Consider the following 24,506-nt stretch of genomic DNA (forward strand, 5'->3'; position numbering starts at 1 on the left):
CCATGACGGAACCGACACCCTTCACCTTTCTCGATGGCCCGGCCGGGCGGTTCGGCGCATGCCTGGTGCCGCCGGCCTCCGCCCCCGGCGCGATCCCCGCCACCGACCTGATCGCGGCGGGCGGCCTCGACCTCGCCCTGGAAACACTCCGCGCCCGCTATCCCGATGGCGAGGCCCGCGCGCTGCTCTCGCTATGGTCGCGCTACTACTTCTACAAACTGATCCCGCCGGTGATGCTGGGGGCGCTGCTGACCGGCAGGACGCTGCCGCTCGACCTCGCCGGCACCGGTGTCAAGCACGACGCCGACGGCTTGCCCGCCGCGATCGTGTTGCCGCACGAAGGCACGGCTGCGCCCGATCCGGTTCCGGCCCAAGCCGTGCTCGGCCCGCTCGCCCGCGACCACCTGGAGCCGCTGATCGAAGCGCTCGCGGCCCAAGCGAGGGTGTCGGCCCGCGTGCTGTGGGGCAACGCCGCCGGTTACCTGCACTGGGTGGTCGAACAGCTGGCAGCCGATCATGAAACCTTTGGCCCGGCCTCGCCCGCGATCATCGAGGCCGACGCCCTGATCCACAGCCGGACGTGGCCCGACGGCTGGACCAACGCGCTTGACGAACCCATGCGTCACACGGATTGTCCGGGAGGCCAGCAACGTCACCGCAAGGTCTGCTGCCTGCTCTACCGGGTGCCCGGCCGCGATCTCTGCTCCTATTGCCCGCTCACCTTGCGCCAACCGAAGGCCAAACACTGATCATCAGAAAGGAGCCGCCGTCATGGAATGGTTCGACGACACCCACGGCATCCACAGCGTCGACGCCCTGACCGCCCATTATCCGACGCCACACGAGATGGTGGTCCGCAAGCAGATCAATCGGCTCGACACCTATGCCCGCAGCCTGATCGAGGTCTCGCCCTTCCTGGTGCTGGGCACCGTCGGCCCGACCGGCACCGACTGCTCGCCGCGCGGCGGCAAGCCGGGATTCGCCCTGGTCCACGACGATCACACGCTGATTTTGGCGGACTGGCCGGGCAACAACAGGCTCGACAGCCTGCGCAACATCATCCAGAACCCGCTGGTCGGAATGGTCTTCCTGCTGCCCGGCATGGGTGAGGTGTTCCGCGTCAATGGCAAGGCCAAGCTCTCGACCCATCCCGACCTGCTCGAACGCTTGTCCGACAACGGCAAGCGACCCCGCTCCGCCATCGTCATCACCGTGACCGAGGCCTTCATCCACTGCCCCCGCGCCATCGCCGTGGCCGATCTGTGGAACCCGGAAAAGCACGTCGACACCGCCAGCTTGCCTAGCCTTCGCACCATCTTCGAGGCGCATGTGGCCCTATCCGCGGAATGACGATGGGAGGGTAGTCCTTACCAAAAACATCGATTTAGTTAACCATGATCTGCTACGGTCGCGTCCTATTGGACACAAACCCGGGGCGATCATGACATCCCTGTTCAGGCATATCGGAGCGGTCGCGAGCGCGCTGTTCTGCGCGTCGATCCTGGCCGGCTGTTCGGGCACGACCGATCCGGTGCTGGAAACGGCCCAGACACCGATGATGCTGGGCGACAGCGCCGCCGACCGCGTCGTCTCGCTGCAAACCAGGACGATGCTGGCGGGACTGGCCTGCGGGGCGCAGTGGAACGACCCCCAGGCCTTCTCCCGCTACGCCAGCTTCACGGTCCGCAACGCCGAGATCATCCGCCATTCCCAGCGGGAGCTGGCGGAGCGGATGGGCGGCCTGTCGGAGTTCGACCAGATGCACACCCGAATCTCCAACGGTGAATCCATGCGCATGCTGAACATGGGCGACGCCGCCTATTGCTCGGAGATGCGGATGCCGTTCTACACCGCCGTCTCCCTGGAGCCCGACGAGCTGACCCGCCGCAGTGTGGTCGCCGAGATCAAGTCGAACTGACCGGCAGTGAGGGGACGCCAGCGGCGCCCCCTCACTGCGCCGCGACCAGCTCGATCCACTCCTGCTCGGTCAGGGTGGCGACGCCCAGGTCGCGGGCCTTAGCGGCCTTGGTGCCGGCGTCGGCGCCGATCACCACATAGTCGGTCTTGGACGACACCGACCCCGCCACCTTCGCCCCCAGCGCCTCGGCGCGGGCCTTGGCCTCGCTCCGGGTCACCGTCTCCAGCGTTCCGGTGAACACCACGGTCTTGCCAGCGATCGGCGAGGCCTGGACCTTCGGCGGCACGAACTCCGTGACGGTCACCCCGGCGGCCAGCAGGTCGTCCAGCACCTCCAGGTTATGCGGCTCGGAGAAGAAGCCCAGGAGGTCGTCGGCGACGGACGGGCCGATCTGCTCGATCCCAATCAGATCGCCATACGCTTCCGATCCATGGACCTGGGCCGCCGCCATCTGCTCGCGCCAATGGTCGAATGTCCGGTAGCTCTTGGCAAGCAGCCGCGCCGTCGTGTGGCCGACCTGCGGGATGCCGAGCGCGAAGATGAAGCGGTCCAGCGGAGTCCGGCGCCGGTTGTCGATGCTGTCGAACAGCTTGGCCGCCGACTTGTCGCCCCAGCCATGCCGGTTCTTCAGCTTGGTCAGGCTGGCGGCGTCCTTCTCGCGCAGGCGGAAGATATCGCCCGGCTTCCGGACCATGCCCTCGTCCCAGAACTCGCGGATGATCTTCTCGCCCAGCCCCTCGATGTCGAAGGCGTCGCGGCTGACGAAATGGCGCAACCGCTCGACCGCCTGAGCGTCGCAGATCAGCCCGCCGGTGCAGCGCCGGATGACCTCGCCCTCCGGCCGCACGGCGGCGCTGCCGCAGACCGGGCAGTGGTCGGGAAACACATAGGCCGACGAGTCCTCTGGACGCTTGTCCAGGACCGGCTCGACGATCTGCGGGATCACATCGCCGGCCCGCTGGACCACGACCAGATCGCCGACCCGGACATCCTTGCGGACGATCTCGTCCTCGTTGTGCAGGGTGGCGCGGCTGACCACGACACCGCCGACCGTCACCGGCTCCAACTCCGCCACCGGGGTCATGGCCCCGGTCCGACCGACCTGGATGGTGATCTCCCGGAGGCGCGTCTGCGCCCGCTCCGCCGGAAACTTATGCGCGATCGCCCAGCGCGGCGCGCGGCTGACGAAGCCCAGCCGATCCTGCCAATCCAGCCGGTTGACCTTGTAGACGACGCCGTCGATGTCGAACCTCAACCCCGACCGCTTTTCCTGGACGCCGTCGTAATAACGCAGCAGCGCCTCCGCCCCGAGGCACAGCTCCGCAGGCTGGTTCAAGCTGAAGCCCCAGGCCTTCAGCCGATTCCTGACCTCCCACTGGGTGGCGCCCAGCGGTGCCGACACCTCGCCCCAGGAGTAGCCGAAGAACCCGAGGGGCCGCGACGCGGTGATCCTCGAATCAAGCTGGCGCAGGCTGCCCGCCGCCGCGTTGCGCGGGTTGGCGAAGATCGGCTCACCCTTGGCCAACCGCCGCTCGTTCAGCGCCATGAACTCCGAGCGGTCCATGTAGACCTCGCCCCGGACCTCCAGCACGTCGGGAAAGTCGCCCGCCAGCGAATGCGGCACGTCGCCGATGGTGCGGACATTGGCGGTGACGTCCTCGCCCTCCTGCCCGTCGCCGCGGGTCGCCGCCATTACCAGCGCGCCCCCCTCGTAGCGCAGTGAGCACGACAGCCCGTCGATCTTCGGCTCGGCGACGAACTCGACCTCGCCGGCCTCCTTGATGTTCAGGAAGCGGCAGATGCGCTGGACGAACTCGGTCACGTCCTCGGGCGCGAAGGCGTTGCCCAGCGACAGCATCGGAACCGCGTGCCGGACCTTCGAGAACCCGGCCGCTGGTGCCGCGCCCACCGTCTGGGACGGGCTGTCGCCCCGCTTCAGCTCGGGAAAGCGAAGCTCGATCGCGTCGTTCCGCCGCCGCAGCAGGTCATAGGCGGCGTCGGTGATCTCCGGCTGGTCCTGTTGGTGGTACAGGGTGTCGTGGTGGGCGATCTCGGCCGCCAGCGCCTCCAGCTCCTCCGCCGCCTGCTCTGGCGACAGTTCCCCGACATCGATCTCGCGGACGGCTTCGCGGGCCCCCGCCGTCATCAGCCATGCCCCGCGATCAGGCTCTCCGCCGCGGCGCGCGCTTCCTCGGTGACCTTGGCGCCGGACAGCATGCGCGCGATCTCCTCGCGCCGCTGCTTGTCGCTCAACTCAACCACCTCGGTCGTCACCGTTTCCTCCGTATCGATCTTCTGGATGCGCTTCTGGACCTTCAGGTGGTGCGCGCCGCGCGCCGCCACCTGAGGGCTGTGGGTCACGACCAGAACCTGCCGGTCGCGTCCCAGTTTGGCAAGCCGTTCGCCGACCGCCGCCGCCACGGCGCCGCCGATGCCGGTGTCGACCTCGTCGAAGACCAGCGTCGGCACCGTGCCGACCTGGGCCAGCACCACCTTCAAGGCCAGCATGAAGCGCGCCAGCTCGCCGCCCGACGCGATCTTGTTGATCTGACCGGGAGGGGAGCCTGGATTGGTCGCGACCAGGAACGCCACCCGGTCGATGCCGTCGACGCCCCACGACCGCTCGTCCAGCGGCTCGATGCTGGTGGTGAACCGCGCGCGGTCCAGCTTCAGCGGCGGCAGCTCGCGCGCCACGGCGGCGTCCAGCTTGCCGGCGGCCGCTCGGCGGAATTCCGACAGCCGCTTGGCCGCCTCCAGATAGCCGTCGCGCGCCTGCGCCGCCTCGCGCGCCAGCCTTTCCAAGGCGTCGCCCTGGTCCTCGATCAGGTTCAGCCGGCGCGCCATCTCCTCGCGCAGCGGGGCCAGCTTGTCGACCTCGACATTGTGCTTGCGGGCGGCGCCGCGCAGCGCGTACAGCCGCTCCTCCAGCTTCTCCAGCGCGCGTGGGTCCAGGTCCTCGTCGCTCGACAGCGCTTGGAGCGTCGCCACCGCGTCGGCGACCTCGGCCAGCGCCCGGTCCAGCGCGCCGATCACCGGCTCCAGCCGGCCACCCGCCTTGTCGACGATCCGCATCAGCGCGCGGTGGGCCGAGTTCAGGCCGCGCTCGGCGCCGCGTTCACCCGACAGTTCGGCGAAGGCGCCGTTCATCGCCTCGACCACCTTCTCCCGGTGCATCATCACCGAGCGGGTCTGGGCCAGCTCCTCCTCCTCGCCGACGCGGGGCTCCAGGCTGTCCAGTTCGGCGACCGCGTGGCGCAGATAGTCCTCCTCGGCGCGGGCGCGGCCGATCTCCTCCGCCGCCTCCTCGCGGGCGTCCTCGATCTGGCGCCACGCGCGGTGGGCCGCCGCGACCTGCGCCGCCATGGTGCCAAGCCCGGCATAGGCGTCCAGCACCGACCGGTGGGTCTGCGGGTTCAGCAAGCCGTGGGTGTCGAATTGGCCATGGACCTCGACCAGCGCCTCGCCCAGCCGGCGCAGCAGCGTGACGCCGATCGCCTGATCGTTGACATAGGCGCGGGACCGGCCGTCCGAGGTGACGACGCGGCGCAGCACCAGCGTGTCCTCGATCTCCAACCCCTGCTCACGGACGATCGCCACGGCGGGATGGTCCTCGGGAAGGTCGAACTCGGCGGTGACCGAGGCTTGGTCGCTGCCGTGGCGGACCAGGGTGCTGTCACCCCGTCCACCCAGCGCCAGCCCCAGGGCGTCCAGCAGGATCGATTTGCCGGCGCCGGTTTCGCCGGTCAGCACGCAAAGGCCCGCGTTGAGCGACAGCGACAGCCGTTCGATCAGAACGACGTCGCGGATCGACAACGCGACCAGCATGGGTCGTCTTAGAACACCGAGGCCCAAGCCCGGCTGATCCAAGACCTGTCGTTGCCCGCCGGCCGAACGTTCGCGTCCACCAGCAGGGCGTAGCTGTCCACGTACCATTCGCTGCCTGGAAAGTTGTGCCCCAGCACGGCCGCCGCCGCCTGCGCCTCGTCCACCACGCCGAGGGCGAGGTAGGCTTCGGTCAAGCGATGCAGAGCTTCCGGCACGTGGCTGGTGGTCTGGTATTTCTCGACGACGGTGCGGAAACGGCCGATGGCCGCGTTCTGGTAACCCTGGCGCAGGTAGTAGCGCCCGATTTCCATTTCCTTGCCTGCCAGATGGTCGTTGGTCAGGTCGATCTTGAGCGCCGCGTCGCGCGAATAGGGCGACTCCGGGAACCGCCGGGTCACCTCGCCCAGCGCTTCCAAAGCCTGCTGGGTCACCCGCTGGTCGCGGCCCACGTCGGTGATCTGCTCGTAGTAGCAGAGCCCCTTCATGTAATAGGCGTAGGCGATCTCGTCGCTGCCGGGGTGCAGCTGGATGAACCGGTCCAGCGCTATGATCGCGTCGTCGTATTTCAGCGCCTGATAGTCGGCGTAGGCCGCCATCAGCTGCGCCCGCGTCGCCCATTGCGAGTATGGATGCTGGCGCTCGACCTCGTCGAACAGGCGCGCCGCCACTTGGTAGCGCTCCTCGTCCATGGCGGCGGCCGCCTCGTTGTAGATCGTTTCGACCGGACGCTCGACATACGGCTCCTCCTCCGTCGACGCGCAGGCCGACAGGGCGAACGCCGCCCCCAGCGGCAACATCACGGGAAGCACCAGGCGGATCAAGGCGGGAGACAAACGGGTCATCATCGACATTTCACACGGGACACGGGTTTCGCGCCTTATAGCACGCCCAAAGCCCGACGCGACACCGTTTGGAGCGGTGGCCGCGGAGGACACAAGCACGGTACCCGAGCCGGGCTTGAGACCGAGGCTGGAGCCGGTCGCGTCGATATGTCGAAAACGCTGGATCATTCCACATCGATCGAAATTGGGCCGGCCATCCCGCGCGGACAACCGGCGACGCGGAACGTTACCAGAACAAGTTTGTCTTTTCAACCAGAACACGGCACGAAGGGAGGACCCTCCCCAGCGAAGGCGCGCGAGCCATTGGCGGAAAAACCCGCTAATGTGCCGCACCCGCAGCCAGCCCCGCGAAGCCATTCCCAAATGACAGCCAGCCTCACCACCCCGCTCCGTCCCTTGAAGGACCACGCGCTGCGCGAGACGCTGGCGAACGAGGTCCACGCCCGGCCGGCGGAAAGCCTGCGGGCGCCGCTGCGCGCCTCGCACTTCGCCATGCTGTCCGGCGAGGGCGCCGGGGAGAGCGACCGCGCGCACCTCGCGCGCCTGTGCGAGCGGGCCGGCGTGGCGCCACCACCACCGGGGGCCACCCATCACAGCGCCGATCTCGGCACCTGCCGGATCAAATGGGAGCGCCACACCGAGTTCAGCAGCTACACCGTGTTCCGCCCCGGCGGCAGCGGCGACAGCTTCACCGACACGGCACTCGGCGCTGTGCCCCCGGAATGGCTGGCCGGCGTCGCCGGCGAGATGCTGGCGGGTGTCCACCTGGCGCTGCTGCCCTCCGACTCGCCACTGGCGTCGCCCGAGGGTCTGCAGGGCGTGTTCGGCTCCGATGGGTTCGTGGGCGCCCGCATGGCCGGCGGCGGCTCGACCGGCTGGACCGACTTCCGTATCCACGCCGACGGCTTCGGCCGCTACGTCCTGGCCGACCACGGCATGAAGCCGCGCCAAGCCGGCCGGCTGGTCCAGCGCCTGATCGAGATCGACACCTATCGGATGATGGCGCTGATGGCCCTGCCGCTGGCGCGCGGCGTGCTGCCCCGCATCCGCTCGATCGAGGCCGAACTGGCCACGCTGACCGAGCGGACCACCCGCATCGCCCGGATGGAGGACGAACAGGCCCTGCTCCAGCAGCTCTCCAAGCTGGCGGCCGAGGCCGAGCAGACGGCGGCCGAGACGACCTACCGCTTCGCGGCGGCCCGCGCCTACAGCGATCTGGTCTCCCGCCGCATCTCCGAGCTTCGCGAGGACCGCATCGAGGGCATGCAGACCATCGCCGAATTCATGGCCCGCCGCCTGACCCCGGCGGTCAGCACCTGCGAGGCGGTCGCCAAGCGCCAGGAGTCGCTATCGGCCCGCATCGGCCGCGCCAGCAACCTGCTCCGCACCCGCGTCGATCTGGCGGTCGAGGAACAGAACCGCGACCTGCTCCGCTCGATGGACCGCCGCGCCAGCCTGCAACTCCGCCTTCAGGAAACGGTCGAGGGCCTCTCCGTCGTCGCCATCAGCTATTACCTGATCGGCATCGTCTCCTACCTCGCCAAAGCCCTGAAAGGCATCGGCCTCCCGATCAACCCCGACCTAGCGGTCGGCTTGGCGGTCCCGGTCGTCCTGATGCTGGTCTGGCAAGGTGTCCGCCGCATCCGCAAGGTGGTGACGGGGGAGGAGCATGGCTGAGGCGGCCGCGATAGACCGCCGTGTCAAAAATTGCCAGCGACTGTAATCACGCATAATAAAAACAGAATAATCGATCGAGAATAACAATCCTCGTAGGTCGGCTAGAGCGAAGCGGCAGCCGACAAGCCGGCGTGTTGGTGCCGGGTGCCGCTTCGCTCTAGCCGACCTACGGCCAAATTCCGCGATCATTATTTGTACGCGGGCCGGGCCGCGACATCGTTCTTTTCCGACGTCGCGGCCCTTCCCCTTAGAACATCGCCGACTGATTGTAGAACGGCTTGCTCTCCCCCTCACGGATGTAGCCGTCGTAGAAGGCTTTGACGTGGGGGAAGACGGCGTTACCAAGCTCGCGGCGGGCGACTTCGTCCGGGGTGCGGGGCTTGGATAGGGTTTCGGCGATCTCCGCCAGCACCTGGTCGCGGTCAATGCGGGTGAAGCGGCCGTCGGCGTAGACGGCCTCGCCGTCGATGTAGACGGCGTCGACCGCGTTGGTCTTGGCGCGCTGCATGACCGCGTCGAGCATGGGGATGTCGGGGTCCTGGAACGGATATGTGGCCGTCTTCCAATTGATCAGCACCGCGTCGAAGAAACGGCCTTCGTCCAAGCGGCCGATCTGTTCGCCGAACGCGGTCGTCTTGGCGCCTGATTCGGTCGCCATCCTCAGCACCTGCGGGCAAGTCGGCACGTCGTCGCCCATCCCCGGCGTGCGGTGGACGCGCAGCGCCAGCCGCAGCTCCTGGAGCATGTCGCGGTCGTCGTTGATGCCGGCCTCGTCAAGGCCCATGCCGACCGTGATTCCCTTCCGCTCGAACGCGTTGAGCGGGGCGATGCCCGAGCGCAGGCGGAAGTTGGACGAGCAGTTGTGGCAGATGCAGGTGCCGGTCTCGGCGGTGATGTCGATGTCCTCATCGGTCAGCCAGACGCCGTGACCCAGCGTCATGCGCGGGCTGAGCAGGCCCAGGTCGTACAGATGGCGCACGGCGGTCTTGCCGGTGCGGCGCATCGCATATTCCTTCTGGTACGCGGTCTCCAGCAGGTGCATGTGCATCGGCACTCCCGCGGCCTTCGACTTCTCGTTCAGCGCCAGCAGGCCGTCGTCGGTGCACCAGTGCAGGTTGGCCGGGGCCAGCTGGATGCGGGTCAGACGCTGGCCCTCGTTCTCCGCCGTCAGCTGGTCGAACAGGGTCAGGAACTCCTGGAACGGCAGCGCCTGCCCCTTCAGGTAGCTCAGCAGCTCGCCGCTCAGCGGCTTCGGCAGGCGGGCGCAGAACTCCTCGTCGGCCTCGTAGACCAGCCGGTTCTGTTCCCGCACGGCGTAGCAGTACGACGCCCGCATGCCCAGCGCGCGGTAGGCTCCCAGCACCTTGGACGCGGCGCCGTGGATCGCGTCGTAGCCGCCCGCCATCCAGCCATGGATGTGCTGGACCGTGGTGACGCCCGACGCGACCATTTCGAAGGCGGAATAGAGCGTGTCCAGGTACAGGTCGATCTTGCGCGCCGGCATCCGGCTGGCGAACCACAGTTCCAGGGCGTGGTCGGGCGAGCCGAGCTGGAGCGGCGTCAGCCCGACATGGTGGTGGCTGTTGACGAAGCCCGGCATCATGACGTGGTTCGGATAGCTCTTGACCACCGCCGCCGGCGCCAGTCCCTTCATGTCGTCGAGCGTGCCGACGGCGGCGATCACGCCGTCGCGCGACAGCACGGCGCCGTCGTCGATCACGATCGGGGTGTGGCGATCCTGGATGCCGGTGACGACCCAGCGGGCCTGGACGATGAGTTCTCCCATGGGGGGCTCCTTATTGTTCATGAATGGGGACCGCCGGAAGCCGCAGCCGACGCGCGGTCGGGTTGCGGGCGGCGGCGATCCTGATTTGATTGGGATCGATATCGACGGTGACGCCGCCAGTTGGGCCGCTGGGACCGCTGGCGATGGCGCCGTCGGGAGAGATGGCGACGGTCGAGCCGTCGTGGCGGACGGGGCCGCCGGTGATCGTTTCGGTTCCGTATCGGGCCGCCGCGATGGCATAGACCGCGTTGGCTCGGGCATGGGTGCGCATTTCGGCCTCGAAGATGCCGTCGGGATCGCTGGGCGCCGGTCCCGACACCAGAACCGCCACGGCATCCGCGCCAGCGGCGGCGACAGCCCGCCAGCTTTCCGGAAAGCGCCGGTCGTAGCAGACCAGCGCCGCCAGCCGGATCGGGCCGATCTCGACCACACCAACCGTGGCCGGTCCGGCCTCGAAATGATCGGCCTCGCCGAAGCGATCGCCGTCCGCCACCGGCGGCAGGTGGATCTTCAAGGCGACGACCTCCGCTGCGGCGTGGCCGGGCCGGGCCAGCACCGCCGCGTTGAACGGCTTGGCGTGACGGCCCCGCTCCGGCAGAAGCGCCACCGACAGCGCCATCCCGAACAGGATCGGCACGCCGGTTCGCTTGGCCAATCCCACCGCCCAAGCCGCCGTCGGGCCATCCAGCGGCTCGGCCAGATGGCGCCAAGCCTCCGGCTCCTTCGCCGCGGCGTAGGGTACAGCGAACAGTTCCGGCAGGATCACGAGGTCGCAGCCGGCCTCGACCAAGGCCAAAACCCGGGGCTCGGCCGCGTCGAGCGCGCGACCGAGCCCGTCGTCGGCCGGCCCTGTCGAGGCCGCTCCGACGCGGAAGCGTTTCTCCATGCTTCTGTCGGTCCTAGACCACTTCCTGCTCGGCGAAGGCGCGATCGACCTCGTCCGCCAGCAGTTCGGTGAACATGTCGCGATACTCGTGATAGCGGGGGTCGCGGCTGGGCCGGGGGCGCGGCAAGTCGATCGGCACGATGGTCTTGACCTGTCCCGGCCTTGATGTGAACACCACCACCCGGTCGGCCAAGGCGATCGCCTCGTCGATCGAGTGGGTGACCAGGATCACCGAGGCGCCGCTGTCCCGCCAGATCTGGAGCAGGAAGTCCTGCATCTTGGACCGGGTCTGGACATCCAGCGCCGCGAAGGGCTCGTCCATCATCAGCACCTTGGGCCGCATCGCCAGCGCCCGGGCACAAGCCGCCCGCTGGCGCATGCCGCCGGACAGCTCGTCCGGCTTCTTCTCCATCATGTCGCCCAGCCCGACCTTCCGCAGCATGTCGGCCGCCACCGCGCGCCGTTCCGCAACCGGAACGCCCCGCACCGACAGACCGAAGGCCACGTTGTCCAGGATGGTCAGCCAGGGGAACAGCGAGGCCTCCTGGAAGATCAGGCCGCGCTCCGCCGAGGGTTCGGTCACGAACGCGCCGTCCTGCTCGATCACGCCGCCGGAGGTCCCCTCCAGCCCCGCGATCATGTAGAGCAGCGTGGACTTGCCGCAGCCCGACGGCCCCAGCAGCACCACGAACTCGCCCGGCATGACATCCAGGCTGAGGTTCCGCAGCGCGTGGACGGGAGGACGGCCCTCCGGCGTCCAGGTCTTGGCGACGTTCTTTATCGATACCGCTGGGCGGGTCATTTCGAGCCTCCCTGGCCGGGCGCCACCCACCACAGCATGCGGCCCTGGATGTAGCGCAGGCCCCAGTCGAACAGGAAGCCCAGCACGCCGATGATCGCCATGGTGAAGAAGACCAGCTTGGCGTTGAAGGTCGCCCGCGCCATGCTGGTGATCTGCCCCAACCCCGAGCCGACGCCCACCGCCTCGGCGATCAGCACGACCATCCAGGCGGCGAACAGGTTCAGGCGCAGCGTCATGAACAGGCTCGGCAGGATGGCCGGCAGGGTCACGCGCCAGAAGGTCTGCGCCTCGGTCGCCCCCATGATGCGGGCGACGTGCAGGTAGTTCCTCGGCACGCTTTCCAACTGCGCCACGGTGGACAGCACGATCGCGAAGAAGACCGTGATGAACACCAGGAAGATCGCCGGCACGTCGCCGATGCCGAACACGAAGATCGCCACCGGAAGCCACGCCACCGGCGAGATCGGCGCCAGCAGCAGGATGGTCGGCAGCAGCAGGTTGCGGACCATCCTGACGTAGTGGACCATCGCCCCGACCGCAACGCCCAGCACGAAACCAAGCGCCAGCCCCAGCACGACCCGGCTGGTGGTCCACAGGATCGTCAGCAGCAGGCCCGTCACGCCGTTGCCCGCCGCCTTGGCGCCGACGATGTTCTTCTGGCTGAAGTACCCCAGCGTGCCCGGAATGTCCTGGAGGAACAGGTGCGGCGGCGGCAGGAGCAGCGGATTGGCCCAGCCGATCGCCCACAGGATCTCCCAGATCGCCGTGAACAACCCGATGGAGGCCATTCCCCAGCCGATGCCGACCAGGTGCCGGCGCAGCTTGGGCGAGCCGGACGGGAGGCGTCCCACTCCCGCCCCGCCAAACAAGGTCGCGACCGATTTCGTGCTGATGCTCATGTCAAAAAACTCAGGCGGCGGACTTCAGATGCAGGGAGCTGTAGAGCGTGCCGTTCTCGGCGATCACCTGGTTCAGCAGGCTCCAGTCGAAGGCGCCGGCGTCGGGCAGCTTGCGGATATAGCCAAGCTCCTGCATCGACTTGCCGCGATCGATGATGAACTGCTGCTGGTCACGCTGGTCGACGACGATCGGCTGCTTGGTGGACGCGTCGATCGCCGCTTCCATGGTCGTCTTGTAATAGCTGCCGACGGTGTCGTTCAGCGCCGCCTGCTTGTCGGACTCGGCCTGCGATTGGGCCATCATCAGCGCCTTGATCACCGACTTGACCGCCGCCGGGTTGCTCTCCAGCAGGGGGATGCGGGCGGCCAGCACGCAATCCGAATAGCCCTTGCCGTACAGGTCGGTGCCATCGGACAGGACCGTGGCGCCTGGCCGTCCCATCACGCATTGCGAGGCGTAGGGCTCGATGTGGCAGATGGCGTCGACGGCGCCGGCGATGAAGGCCTGGGCCAGTTCCGGCGAGGTGTTGAGGTAGCGGATGTCGACATCCTGGAAGGTCATGCCGGCCTTCTTCAGATAGTCGAACGGCAGAACCTCCAACGTGTCGGCCTGGAAGGTGCCGAACGTCTTGCCCCTCAGGTCCGCCGCCGACTTGATGCCTTCCTTCGCCACGATGATGCAGCCTTGGACACCGCCGCCGGCGACGATCCGCACGGGAGCGCCCGCGTCGTACAGGGTCATGAAGTTGGAGTACGGGATCATCGAGATGTCGACCAGCCCGGCCCCGAACATCGTGGTGATCTCGGTGTTGGACGGCGTCACGACGAATTCCAGCTCGACGCCATCCGCCTTGGTCAGTTCCCGCTCCTTGGCGAGGAAGATGCCCATGTTGCAGAAGCCCGAGCCATGGGTCGCCTTGACCGTGGTCGCGGCGTGGGCCGCCGTCGGCGCCAGCAGCGCCGCCATGTGGGCGGGGATCGCCACGGTGGCCGCGGCGCCCAAGGTGCCGACGGCGGAGGTCTTCAGGAAGTTTCGGCGTGAGAACTGTTGGTAGAAGGTGCCATCACGATCGCACATGGTCCACTCCAGTCGTTTGATAGACCGCATGGAACCCGCGCGAAGTCATGTCCCAACCCCTCGAGAGGACCCTCGGGAGGAGCGGGGTTGCGCTCAAACGACGTGTGTTCGATCGCACTGGCCATTGCACGGAATCCATACAATGGGCACGCCAACCCAAAAGAGCGTGGATCGCTCTGCGCTAGTGGATCTGACGTCGCAAAACCCGTGCCAAAGTTAAAAACTGGTTAACGACGGCGGAATTCACCCTGACCGCCGCCCCGGAACGCATCGAATGCCCTGATAAGAGCCACCTGCACCATATCGATGCAGGAACCGGCGCGGCGGGAGCCCAAAAATCTAGCGTTGCTCGAACCCGTCCGCGTCCGGATGCTCGGCCGGCTGGACCACCACGTCAGTGACGCGGGCGTGCTTCGGTCCTTCCCGGCACGCTTCGATCATGGCGTCCACTTGATCCGCCGGACCGGCGAACAGCGCTTCGACCGTGCCGTCCTCCAGATTGCGCACCCAGCCCACCAGCCCAAGCAAGCGCGCCCGCTCCACCGTCCAGGCGCGGTACCAGACGCCCTGCACCCGGCCCGAGATGATGACGGAAACCGCTCTCACGTCGCCGGTCATCACCGCCCCGCCGCCCGCAGGAAATCCAGGATCAGGTCCGGGTCCTTGTGCCCCGGCCGGTCCTCCACCCCCGAACTCACATCGATCGATTGGGCGCCGCTGATCGCGATGGCCTCGGCGACATTGGCGATCGTCAGGCCGCCCGACAGCATCCACGGCTTCGACCAGGTCCGCCCGGTCAGGATGGTCCAGTCGAAGGCGATGCCGTTGCCGCCCGGCAGGGCCGAGACCTTGGCCGGCGGCTTGGCGTCGAACAGCAGCCGGTCGGCCACCTCGGCATAGGCGTCCACCACGTCCAGATCGGCGACCGACGACACCTTGATCGCCTTCATCACCGGCATGGAAAAGGCAGCCTTGATCTCCGCCACGCGGGCCGGCGACTCGTCGCCGTGAAGCTGGATCAGGTCCAGCGGGACTTGGCTGACCACGTGCTCCAGGTATTCGTTCGAGGGATCGACGAACAGGCCGACCGTCCTGACGCCGGTCGGCACCATCCGCGCCAGTTCCGCCGCCAGCGGAGGGGCCACGTGCCGGGGCGAGCGGTCGTAGAACACCAGCCCGATGTAACGGGCACCGCCTTTGACGGCGGCCTGGACCGCGCCCGGATGGCCGACGCCGCAGATCTTGACCTGAACGGTCATAGCCACTCCCTCACCAAATCACCGTCACGGACGAATTCACCGTCACAGAAGTTCCTTCACGATCGCCCGGGCCGCCGCCGCCGGATCGGCCGCCTGGGTGATCGGCCGCCCGATCACCAGGAAATCGGCCCCCTGGTCCACGGCATCGCGCGGGGTCATCACCCGCTTCTGGTCGCCAACCGGCGCCCCCGTCGGCCGAATCCCAGGAACCATCAGCACGAAGTCGGGCCCGCGATCCGCCCGCAGGGCCGCGACCTCGGCGGGAGAGCAGATGATGCCGTCCAAGCCGCAGGACTGCGCCAGCTCCGCCAGCCGCCGCGCCTGGTCCAGCACGGAAACGCCCTGACCGACCGACACCAGGTCGTCGTCGTCCAGGCTGGTCAGCACCGTGACACCCAGCAGCCGGGGCCTAGGCAGGTCGGTCATCGACGCCGCCTCCACCGCCGCGCGCATCATCGCCGGCCCACCACTGGTGTGGATCGTCAGGAAAGCCGGCTGGAGCGGCAGCATCGCCCGCACCGCCGCCGCGACCGTGTTGGGAATATCGTGCAGCTTCAGATCCAGGAACAGCGGCGGCCGGACCTCGGCCGCCATGCCGCCCATGACCGCCCGGATGCCGGCGGGACCCTGCCCCACGAAGAATTCCAGCCCCAGCTTGACGCCGCCCACGATGCCGGCCAGCCGCTCGGCCAACCCGCGCGCGGCCTCGATCTCGGGCGTGTCGATCGACACGAAAACGCGCTGGGCGGCGGAACCAATCGATGCGTCGAATGTCATGGCGACTCCAATGAGGAACGGTCGAATAAGGTTTTGTCCAATAAATCGGCCTCGCCATCCGGCGAGGCTCCCGCGGCCCATGACGTCAATGTCGGTCCCAGGCCGGGGTTTTCCAAGGCCGCCGCCATCGCCTCGCCCAGTACGGCGCCAAACTTGAAGCCATGGCCGGAGAAGCCGGTCATCACCCAGGCGCGCTTGCCCACCGGCTCCACGACGAAACGCTCGTCCTTCTCGCAGGTATAAAAGCAGGTGGCGGCGCTGGCGATCGAATAACGCTCCGGTTCCGCCAGCCGCGCGCGGCCAAAGGCCCAGATCCGCTCCGCCTCCTCGAGTTCCGCGTCGCGGTCCTGGTCCGGATCCCCGGTCAGGGTGAAACGATGGTCGCCGATCTTCATGCCCGTTCCCGCCACCGGCGGCACCAAATAGAATCCGCAGTCGGGGTCGATGTCCAGCACCATGGGATGCCGCGCCCAGGCGTCCCGCAGCGCGTCGGGTATGGTCAGATATGTCAGCACCTGCCGCGATGGTGTGACGCGGGCGGCGACCGAGGGGGCCAGCCGCCGCACCCATGGCCCCGCCGCGATCACAACGGCGTCGGCCTCCACCGTCGAGCGGTCGGCCAGCCGCAGTGTGCCCCGCTCCGGATCGACATCCTCGACAGCCATGTGGGGGTGGATCGTCACGCCGCGCCCCGGCAGGTGGTGCGCCATCAGCTCGATGATCCGCCCGGCCAGCAGCACGCCGCCGCTGTCCAGGTGGAACGCCTCACGCACACCGTCGGACGCGATCAGCGGAAACTCCGCCGCCAAATCCGGCCCCGACAGCCAGCGCACCGCCCGCCCCCGCTCGGCAAGCGTCGCGGCGCTGTCATGGAGCCAGCCGGTGTCCTCGATCGAGCCGACGCACAGGGTGCCGGTCGGCACATACAGCGTCTCGCCCAAGTCGGCCCACAGCCGATCCCACGCTTGGTACGCCTGATCCACCATGGCGGTGTAGCCAGCCTCGGCGCCATAGGCGTGGCGGATCAGTCGGTGCTGGTCGACCGACGAGCCGAGCGGGTTGGGAACCGCGTATTGATCGTAGACGCTGACCTGATGACCGCGCCGGGCCAAAGCCCAGGCGGTCGACAGCCCCATGATGCCGGCTCCGACGACGGCGACGCGCATGCCCATGATTGGAGACTTCCCCTCAACCCCGTCCCGACGCGGCGAACTCACGTCACCTCGACCGCGTATTGCGCCGCGGCCAAGTCCTCCAGCGCCGTCCCGACCGACTTGAACAGGGTGATCTGGTTGTAGAAACGCCGGCCCGCGCGGTCGCCCCGCGTCAAATCGAACAGGTCGCCGGCGATGTCCTCCTCGGTCATCAGCCCCGCCGCCAGCGGCTGGGTGATGTCGCCGGCCTCCTTGGTGGCGCCGTCGCGCGTGTCGACGAAGATCCGGGCGCGGGCGATCACCTCGTCGTCGGCTTCCCTCATCTCGGGCGTGAAGCCGCCGACCAGATCGACGTGGACGCCCTCCGCCAGCCACTCGCCCTTGATCAGCGGCTCGCGCGACAGGGGGGCGCAGGACACGATGTCGGCGCCGCGCACCGCCCCCTCAAGGTCGCGGGTCGAGGCGACCTTCAGGCCGCGCCGGTTCAGCACCTTGGCGAGCCGGTCCGCCTTGGCGCCGTCACGGCCCCAGATCAGCACCTCGCGGATCGGCCGGACGCAGGCGTGCGCCAGGATCAGATGGGGCGCCAGCGCGCCCGTCCCGACCATCAGCAGCCGGCTGGCGTCGCTCCGCGCCAGATATGAGGCCGCCAAGGCCGAGGCCGCGGCGGTCCGCTTGACCGTCAGCGCCGGTCCGTCGAGCATCGCCAGGGGAGCGCCCGTCTTGCCGCTCAGCAGCAGATAGGCCCCCATGATCGACGGCAGCGACCGCGTCCCATTGTCGGGAAACACGGTGACCAGCTTGACGCCGATATAGCGGCCGACCTGCCACGCCGGCATCACCAGCAGCGTCGCCGCGTGCTGGTCGAAGGTCGGGATCGTGTGGTGATGCCGCACCGGAGCCTCGCAGCCCGAGCGGAACATCTTCCGAAGCCGTTCGATCAGCGGCCCGAACTCAAGCGCCGCTTCCACCTCGGCGGCACTGATAATCCTCATCGGCCAGCCCGCATCCGTAAAATGAACCTATCGACGAGCGGCCTGGACTACCGCGCCTGGGCGGTCGTCCCGATCTGCGCCAGCGGAGCCCGCCGCGCGGCGTCGTTGTCCAGCATCGGCGTGTTGGCGGCGGCCAGCGTCTGGGCTGCCTCGGCGACGCGGCGCTCGGCCACGGTGCGCTGCTCGCGCTCGCGGGCCAGATCGCGCTCCAGCTGCTGCGCCTTGCGGCCACGCACGCGGGCGGCGACGCGGTGCTTGCGGTCGGCGCTCCAGGCGACGAAGCCGCCGGCGAGGAAGCCGAGGACCAGCGTGGTCAGCACCGCGACATAGATCGGCACGGTGATGGAGAACGGCAGCGGCCACAAGGCCAGTTCGACCGCGTCGCGGTTGGACACGGCGAAGGACACGATGACCAGGGCGATCGGAATTGTGATGATCCAGGACAGGTAACGCACGGGCATCCTCGGCTTCTAGCTGAACGGCTTTTCTTGATGGGCGCATCCCTTGCGATGACGCATCCCTTGATGACGGGCCGCTGGCGGCGCCATCCTCACCCGTGACCCTTACTCCGTGTTCAGACGTTCGCGCAACTGCTTGCCGGTCTTGAAGAAGGGAATAAACTTCTGCGTCACGTGGACGCTGGCGCCGGTGCGCGGGTTACGCCCAACGCGCGCGTCGCGCTTCTTGACCGAGAAGGCGCCAAAGCCGCGCAGCTCGACCCGGTCGCCGCGCGCCAGCGCCTCCGATATCTCATCGAAGATGGTGGTGACGATCTTCTCGATGTCGCGCTGGTAGAGATGCGGATTCTGTTCCGACAATCGAAGAATCAGTTCGGACTTCGTCATGGGCTCCGACTCTCCCTGGTTGCGCGAATGTTCCCTTTGACGCGGGATCTCTCTCCTCACGCAACGTCCACGGTGCCATGCCGGAACCGGGAGCGTCAAGGTAAGTTACTCTGATACAACAGTTTTGTCCGAGACCAATTTGCCGGCGGGCTCGACCGCCAAGACGGATCCGCGCCCCCCGTCCCGCAGCCCGTCCCGATCACCGGCCGCCATGCCATCGCGTCCCAACCGGGCTGCGCGAGACATCGATCCAACAAGCCGAAACCTCATCTTAATAGATATAAAATTATAATCTATTTGTATTCAAATACTTCGATATCCAGCCGTCCACATTTCGAACCGGGCGCCGCCCCATCCTTCAGGGAATTACCCATGGACATGACGCCACAGATGGATGTACCGCCCCAGCAGTCCCCGGCCTATGTCGAACTGCGGCGCGATGTCGTCATCAACGCCGATTTGTGGTCGGCGACGGCGAAGATCCTGTCCGCCGATTTCGGGTTCGAGGGCATCATCGGCATCCCCGGCTTGACCACCGCGGCCGATCTCAACCGGGCCATCGCGGCGGGAGCGGGCGTCAATGGCGACCTCGCCAAGCTCACCCCGACGCCTCCGCTGCGCAATCTCACCTCCGCCGTTCCCGTCGCCGGCCTCGTGGCGGGCGGGTACGGAACGCCGGTCGTCCAGGCCGACGCCCTGCCCGTCGTGTTCAGCTGGCCGCTGCTGCCGAGCACCGTCTCGCCCACCGACATCGCCATCCGGCTCAACACCGGTCAGGTGGTGACGCCTTTGGCGGCCGCCCTCAATCCGAATTACGACCTCAACGAGCGGAACGTGATCGTCGTGTTCGGGCAATTCGGCAACCGACTGACACCGGGAACGCCGGGGGCGATCTATCCGGTCTCGGTCGAGATCGTCGCGGACGCCACGCCGCTGAAGGTGATCGGCCCGAACGGTCCCCAATCCGCCGTCGGCCTGACGGCGCGGAGTGGCAATCCCTATGTGGCCGGCCCGGCCATGATCGGCGCCCGGCTGACCCGGTTCTCGTCGGTCGGCGATTTCGCGCCGGCCTCCCTCGCCGGCGACACGCGGAACGACGGCGCCTCGCTCTATCCGGGCCAAGCCACATATCGGCTGCGCCTGCTGACCTCCGGCGGGTTCTCGCCGGACGGGGTGAGCAACATGCTGCCGACCGAGTTCTCCCGATACTTCCGGCTGGAGGCCACCAACGCCGACGGCAAGACGGTGACCGTCGACCGCGACGGCGTGAGCTACGACCTCGGCCCCGGCATCGGATCGCTGAAGGTGCTGGGCCTCGCCGAACTGGGGGCGGCGGCCAATGGCACCACCAGCGTCTACGGTCCCTATTACCGGGAAGACCACGACAACTACATCGACATCATCCTGAGCGGTGACGAGGCCGCGATCCGCAGGCTCGCCACCGTGGCGCTTCCGACGGCGGCCGTCGCCGGCTACAGCGACATCCACACTCCCGGCGGGCCCGGCACGACCCCGACGCCGGGAACCATCTACACCAAGCCCTCCCTGCCGCAGACGATCGCCATCGACGTCAGGCTGGACGATCAGGCCACGGTCAGCCACGCCGCCCAGACGGTGGGCGCCTACGACGTCGCCGACGGCCTGCCCGTGGTGTTCCGGCTGCACAATCCCGGCACGGCGGACACGGTCTACACGTCAAGCACCAAGCGGGCCCTGTCCCTGATCGCGCAAAGTTACGTCGAGCGGGGCGTCCCCTTTTCGAACGAGCCGAACCACGCCGCCCTGGTCGGCGTCCAGGAATTCCAATCGACCACCGAGACCGACCACATCTACACGGCCGACGCCGCGGAAATCTCCCGCCTGCGGCAAGCCGGCAGCGGATACGTCGATCAGGGCGCCGTCTTCACCGCGATCGGCCAGCCGGCGGTGGGAGCCCAGCCGATCTACCGCTTCCACTCGGCCACGCTCGGCGACCACTTCTATTCGCCGGGGCTGACGGAAGGCTTCTCGACAAATGGCTACGCCTATGAAGGGATCGCCTGGTACTCCGCCGCCCTGCTCCCCGGTTTGGGCCAGGATGTCGTGTTCGACCGCTCGGACACGCTCGATTTCAGCGACGCGCTGACCGGCGCCGGCACCCTGACGAAGCGCGGTGCCGGCACCTTGACCCTGTCGGGCTTCAACGGCCTGACGGGGTCCACCGCCATCGCCGAGGGTGTCCTGAACGTCACCGGCAGCCTCGCCGGCAGCGCGGCGACGGTCGCGCGGGGCGCCACGCTGACGGGAACCGGGACCGTCGGCGCCGTGTCCGTCAGCGGCACCGTCGCCCCAGGCACCCCCGGCGCCACCTCCACAGCCACCCTCGGCACCCTGTCCGCCACCGGTCCGGTGACGTTCGAGAGCGGTTCGGCCCTGGCGGTGCGGATCGCCCCCGCCGGTTCCGACCGTCTCGCGGTAGCCAACTCGGTGGCGTTGAACGGCGGCACCCTGCGGGTCCTGCCCCAGCCGGGCCCTTATCTCGCCGGAACGTCCCACGACGTGATCACAGCGACCGGCGGGATCACCGGCGGCTTCTCGTCGGTCGAGGTGGCCGATCCCGACCGATTGCGCGGGCTGGTCCTCAGCGCCACCACTCTCGGCACGGCCCTCCGGCTCGGCCTGGGAACCGACGCGGTGCTGACCAGCCAGCCCGATACGGTCATCTTCAATGGCCAGTCCCTCGCCTCCAGTCTCACCGGCCTTGGCGCCGACGACACGGCCATGTTCCTCGGAACCGCCAACAGCGTCGGCGGCGACATCGCCGGCGGAGGCTCCCTGGTGATCGGATCGAGCGAGGGCGGCACGGCGGCGCTGACCCTGGACTCCGGCACGCAGACCTTCGGAACGGTCGTCAACCAGCCCGACGCGACGCTGGTCGCCAATTCCCGGCTCCGGGCGCTGTCGCCCCTTTGGAACGGCGGCACCCTCGGCGGCGGCGGCACCATCTCCGGGTTGGTGGTCAACACGGGAACGCTCTCGCCCGGCGCCTCGCCGGGAGTGCTGACCGTCGACGGTTCGGTCGTCAACATGGGAGACGGGGCGGCGCTCCGGATCGAGGTCGATGGCCCCACCGCAGGCACCGGCGACGGCTTCCACGATCGGATCGTGGTGACCGGAGCCCCCGGCACCTTCACGGCATCCGGGACGCTCATTCCGGTCACCCGCGGTTTCGCCGAAGCCGAGGCATCCGCCTACACCCCCGCCCTGGGCCAGAGCTTCACCATCGTCGACGCCGCCGGCGGCATCCTGGGCGGCTTCTCCGGCCTGACCCAGCCGGCGACTGGCCTGCCGGCCGGCACCCGGTTCGACCTGGCCCACGGGACGAACAGCCTGATCCTGGCGGTCACGCCCGAGTCCTACGCGGCGCTGGACGGGCTGACGGCCAACCAGCGCGGGGCGGCCAGCGCCGTCGACGCCCTGCGCCCGGCGGCGGGAACGCGGAGCGGCACCGATCGCGACGCCCTGTTCGACGCGCTTTATCCCACCCCCGCCGCGGCGATCCCCAGAGCGCTCGATCAACTCGCCGGGGCCGGGCACGCCGAAGCGGTTTCGGCGGCGCTCGGCACCAACCGCCTGTTCGGCGACGTGCTGGGCAACCGGGCGACCGCCGTCCGGCGTGGCGCGGCCGGCGCGGCGATCGGCCACTTGACCTCCTTCTCGCTGGGAGCCACCGACGCCGGGTCCGCCGGCGCCACCACTCCATCCCAGCCCCCATCCGAAGGAGAATCGCCGCAGGGCGAAACCTCGACCGACCCAACGACGCCGAACGTCTGGGGTCTCGCCGTGGCCCGGTTCGCCGATCGGGACGACGACGGCAACGCCGCCGGCTTCAAGTCCACGGCCGGCGGCTTCACGCTCGGCATGGACCATGGGGTGACACCCGACTTCGACCTGGGTGTCGCCTTCGGCTACTTCCGGACCGACGTGGACGCGCGCTCGCCCGGTGGCGGCGGCGGGAACGGCGGCCGCACCGACATCGACAGCTACGCGATCGGCGCCTACGGATCCTACTCCGCCGGGGATTTCTTCGCCGATGGCTCGCTGAGCTACTCGTTCTCCGATTACGACAGCCGCCGACCGATCCGGTTCGGCGGCCTGGACCGAACCGCCGCCGGGTCGAGCCGCGGTCATGGCTTCGGCACCGCCTTGGCCGTCGGCCACACTTGGCGGATGCAGGGCGCCATCGTGGAGCCCGCGGTTTCCGTCCGGTATGACCGGATCGCCCGCGACGGGTTTTCCGAATCCGGCGCCGGCTCCCTCGGGCTGGCCGTCGGCGCCATGGATCTGGACACCCTCCGGACCGGCCTCGGCATCCGAGCGTCCAAGCGCTTCGATCTGGACTGCATGGTGGTGGAGCCGGAGTTCGGGGTCCGCTGGGACCACGATTTCCTGGACCGGGCCGCCGATGGCCGGGCGGCACTGGCCGGGGTTCCGTTCACGGTGGCGGGCGCCAAGGCCGGCCGCGACGCCGCCGTGCTGTCCACCAGGGTGGTCGCCCACCTGGAAAACCGCCTTGACGCCTTCGCCGGCTACGAAGTCGAACTGCGCGACGCCGCCACGGCACAGACGGTGTCGGCGGGCCTGCGCTACCGCTTGCCGTAGCGCGGGCCCGCCGCTCCGCCGACCATGACGGCCTCAGATGTCGATCAGGATCTTCAGCTGGCTGGCCGCCGGGTCGAGCAGCGCCTCGAACCCCTGGGACACCACGTCATCCAGCGCGATCCGCTTGGTCACGACCTTCTCGACCGGGAAGATGCCGGCCTCGACCATCGACGCCACGCGCGGCCAGCTCTGCGTCGGATAGGTCCAGGAGCCGCGCAGGTCGATATCCTTGAAGGTGATCGCGAAGCCATCGACGGTGGCGGGCTTCACGTGCAATCCGACCTGCACGACGGTGCCCTGGCGGCGGACGGCGTTGACGCAATCGGCCAGCGCGCCGCCGTGGCCGACGCATTCCAGCGCCACGTCGGCGCCGACTTGCCCCTCGGTCCGGTCGCGGACAGCCTCGACCAGGTTCTCGGTGCCGGGGTTGATGGTTATGCAATCCGGCAGGATGTCCCGCATCATCCGCAGCCGGTTGTCGTTGGTGTCGGAGATGAAGATCTTGCTGGCCCCGGCGGCGCGGGCGGCCAGCATGGTCAGCGCGCCGATCGGGCCGGCTCCGGTGATCAGAGCGCTCTCGCCGGCGCGCAACCCGCTCCGGTCGATCGCGTAGACCGCCACCGCCGCCGGCTCGATCAGGGCCGACTGCTCGTCGCTCACCGCGTCGGGCATGCGGAAGACGTTGTAGTCGTTCAGCACGGAGTATTCCGCCATGCCGCCCCACGCCCAGCTGAGGCCGACCAGTCCCAGCTGGTCGCTCAGCTGGTACAGACCGCGCCGGCCGAAATGGTCGTCACGCGGCGCTATCAGCGGTTGGATCGAGACCCGGTCGCCCGGCTTGACGATCGTCACGCCGTCGCCGACCGCCACCACCGTGCCGCCGAACTCATGGCCGAGGATCTGCGGGCCACTGGCTCCGGTATAGGGATGCGGTTCGCGCGGAATGAAGATGGGGCCGGCGACATACTCGTGCAGATCGGTGCCGCAGATGCCGCAGAAGCGGTTCCGGACCAGCACCTGTCCCGGTGCCGGACGATCCGGCGGGGCCGCGACACTGTCGACCCGGACATCGCGCGCGGCGTGGAATCGGACGGATTTCATGAGCTTTCTCCTCCCGTTCTT

At 68.4% G+C, this 24,506-nt stretch carries 21 protein-coding genes; 5 read left to right on the top strand and 16 right to left on the bottom strand.

The features are described from left to right. Nucleotides 1–2: 2 nt before the first annotated feature. From fhuF to N825_RS26575, 3 genes are all read left to right on the top strand, one after another. Nucleotides 3–749: a siderophore-iron reductase FhuF gene (fhuF, locus tag N825_RS26565; RefSeq protein WP_051513182.1), complete on the top strand. Its 747-nt coding sequence runs from the start codon at nt 3–5 to the stop codon at nt 747–749. 22 nt (nt 750–771) lie between these two features. Continuing rightward, complete coding sequence (locus N825_RS26570) at nt 772–1,350, top strand: MSMEG_1061 family FMN-dependent PPOX-type flavoprotein (protein ID WP_037458718.1); 579 nt, start codon at nt 772–774, stop codon at nt 1,348–1,350. A 91-nt stretch (nt 1,351–1,441) separates the two neighbouring features. Next, on the top strand, nt 1,442–1,918 hold the full coding sequence (locus tag N825_RS26575; RefSeq protein WP_037458719.1) for a hypothetical protein: 477 nt from the start codon (nt 1,442–1,444) through the stop codon (nt 1,916–1,918). Nucleotides 1,919–1,949: 31 nt separating this feature from the next. Here N825_RS26575 and ligA read toward each other — a convergent pair whose 3' ends face one another. Genes ligA through N825_RS26590 form a run of 3 tightly spaced genes read right to left on the bottom strand, consistent with a single transcriptional unit; the run spans nt 1,950 to nt 6,585 of the window. Further along, the gene (gene ligA, locus N825_RS26580) at nt 1,950–4,064 is read right to left on the bottom strand and encodes an NAD-dependent DNA ligase LigA (RefSeq protein ID WP_037458721.1); all 2,115 of its coding nucleotides are present in this window, start codon (nt 4,062–4,064) and stop codon (nt 1,950–1,952) included. Then, on the bottom strand, nt 4,064–5,743 hold the full coding sequence (recN, locus tag N825_RS26585; protein ID WP_037458722.1) for a DNA repair protein RecN: 1,680 nt from the start codon (nt 5,741–5,743) through the stop codon (nt 4,064–4,066). Before recN ends, ligA begins: the two co-directional genes overlap by 1 nt. A gap of 8 nt (nt 5,744–5,751) precedes the next feature. Then, complete coding sequence (locus tag N825_RS26590) at nt 5,752–6,585, bottom strand: outer membrane protein assembly factor BamD (protein ID WP_425423751.1); 834 nt, start codon at nt 6,583–6,585, stop codon at nt 5,752–5,754. 363 nt (nt 6,586–6,948) lie between these two features. On the opposite strand from N825_RS26590, the gene N825_RS26595 reads away from it, so the two are divergent. Further along, nucleotides 6,949–8,262 carry a DUF3422 family protein gene (locus tag N825_RS26595; RefSeq protein ID WP_037458724.1) on the top strand — a complete coding sequence of 438 codons (1,314 nt, stop codon included), beginning with the start codon at nt 6,949–6,951 and terminating at the stop codon, nt 8,260–8,262. 247 nt (nt 8,263–8,509) lie between these two features. Here N825_RS26595 and N825_RS26600 read toward each other — a convergent pair whose 3' ends face one another. From N825_RS26600 to ihfB, 12 genes are all read right to left on the bottom strand, one after another. Next, nucleotides 8,510–10,048: an amidohydrolase family protein gene (locus N825_RS26600; RefSeq protein WP_037458725.1), complete on the bottom strand. Its 1,539-nt coding sequence runs from the start codon at nt 10,046–10,048 to the stop codon at nt 8,510–8,512. 10 nt (nt 10,049–10,058) lie between these two features. Beyond that, nucleotides 10,059–10,934 carry a carbon-nitrogen hydrolase family protein gene (locus tag N825_RS26605; protein WP_051513184.1) on the bottom strand — a complete coding sequence of 292 codons (876 nt, stop codon included), beginning with the start codon at nt 10,932–10,934 and terminating at the stop codon, nt 10,059–10,061. A 13-nt stretch (nt 10,935–10,947) separates the two neighbouring features. Continuing rightward, nucleotides 10,948–11,736 (bottom strand): ABC transporter ATP-binding protein, encoded by a 789-nt coding sequence (locus N825_RS26610; protein WP_037458727.1) that lies wholly within the window; start codon nt 11,734–11,736, stop codon nt 10,948–10,950. Then, complete coding sequence (locus N825_RS26615; protein ID WP_037458729.1) at nt 11,733–12,635, bottom strand: ABC transporter permease; 903 nt, start codon at nt 12,633–12,635, stop codon at nt 11,733–11,735. The genes N825_RS26610 and N825_RS26615 overlap by 4 nt, the downstream gene beginning before the upstream one ends. 10 nt (nt 12,636–12,645) lie before the next feature. Then, a complete protein-coding gene (locus N825_RS26620) occupies nt 12,646–13,713 on the bottom strand; it encodes a substrate-binding domain-containing protein (RefSeq protein ID WP_037458731.1) in 1,068 nt (355 codons plus the stop codon). Between the two features lie 339 nt (nt 13,714–14,052). Further along, a complete protein-coding gene (locus N825_RS26625) occupies nt 14,053–14,319 on the bottom strand; it encodes an acylphosphatase (protein ID WP_037458793.1) in 267 nt (88 codons plus the stop codon). Nucleotides 14,320–14,330: 11 nt separating this feature from the next. Next, nucleotides 14,331–14,972, bottom strand: coding sequence for a phosphoribosylanthranilate isomerase (locus tag N825_RS26630; protein WP_037458733.1), 642 nt, complete (start codon nt 14,970–14,972; stop codon nt 14,331–14,333). A gap of 42 nt (nt 14,973–15,014) precedes the next feature. Next, nucleotides 15,015–15,749: an orotidine-5'-phosphate decarboxylase gene (gene pyrF / locus N825_RS26635; RefSeq protein WP_037458735.1), complete on the bottom strand. Its 735-nt coding sequence runs from the start codon at nt 15,747–15,749 to the stop codon at nt 15,015–15,017. Continuing rightward, nucleotides 15,746–16,921, bottom strand: a complete 1,176-nt coding sequence (locus N825_RS26640; protein WP_063833936.1) for an NAD(P)/FAD-dependent oxidoreductase — start codon at nt 16,919–16,921, stop codon at nt 15,746–15,748. Before N825_RS26640 ends, pyrF begins: the two co-directional genes overlap by 4 nt. A 41-nt stretch (nt 16,922–16,962) precedes the next feature. Next, nucleotides 16,963–17,898, bottom strand: coding sequence for a bifunctional Delta(1)-pyrroline-2-carboxylate/Delta(1)-piperideine-2-carboxylate reductase (gene lhpI / locus N825_RS26645; RefSeq protein ID WP_037458736.1), 936 nt, complete (start codon nt 17,896–17,898; stop codon nt 16,963–16,965). 47 nt (nt 17,899–17,945) lie between these two features. Next, nucleotides 17,946–18,359 (bottom strand): lipopolysaccharide assembly protein LapA domain-containing protein, encoded by a 414-nt coding sequence (locus N825_RS26650; RefSeq protein WP_051513186.1) that lies wholly within the window; start codon nt 18,357–18,359, stop codon nt 17,946–17,948. 102 nt (nt 18,360–18,461) lie between these two features. Beyond that, on the bottom strand, nt 18,462–18,743 hold the full coding sequence (gene ihfB / locus N825_RS26655) for an integration host factor subunit beta (RefSeq protein WP_037458738.1): 282 nt from the start codon (nt 18,741–18,743) through the stop codon (nt 18,462–18,464). A 372-nt stretch (nt 18,744–19,115) separates the two neighbouring features. Here ihfB and N825_RS36970 point away from each other — a divergent pair, with 372 nt between their 5' ends. Continuing rightward, nucleotides 19,116–23,384: an autotransporter domain-containing protein gene (locus tag N825_RS36970; protein WP_051513189.1), complete on the top strand. Its 4,269-nt coding sequence runs from the start codon at nt 19,116–19,118 to the stop codon at nt 23,382–23,384. A gap of 33 nt (nt 23,385–23,417) precedes the next feature. Here the strand turns inward: N825_RS36970 and N825_RS26665 are convergent, their stop codons facing one another. Further along, on the bottom strand, nt 23,418–24,485 hold the full coding sequence (locus N825_RS26665; RefSeq protein ID WP_037458740.1) for a 2,3-butanediol dehydrogenase: 1,068 nt from the start codon (nt 24,483–24,485) through the stop codon (nt 23,418–23,420). Nucleotides 24,486–24,506 lie beyond the last annotated feature (21 nt).

Origin of the sequence: Skermanella stibiiresistens SB22, from assembly GCF_000576635.1 — a bacterium.
Lineage (GTDB): Bacteria > Pseudomonadota > Alphaproteobacteria > Azospirillales > Azospirillaceae > Skermanella > Skermanella stibiiresistens.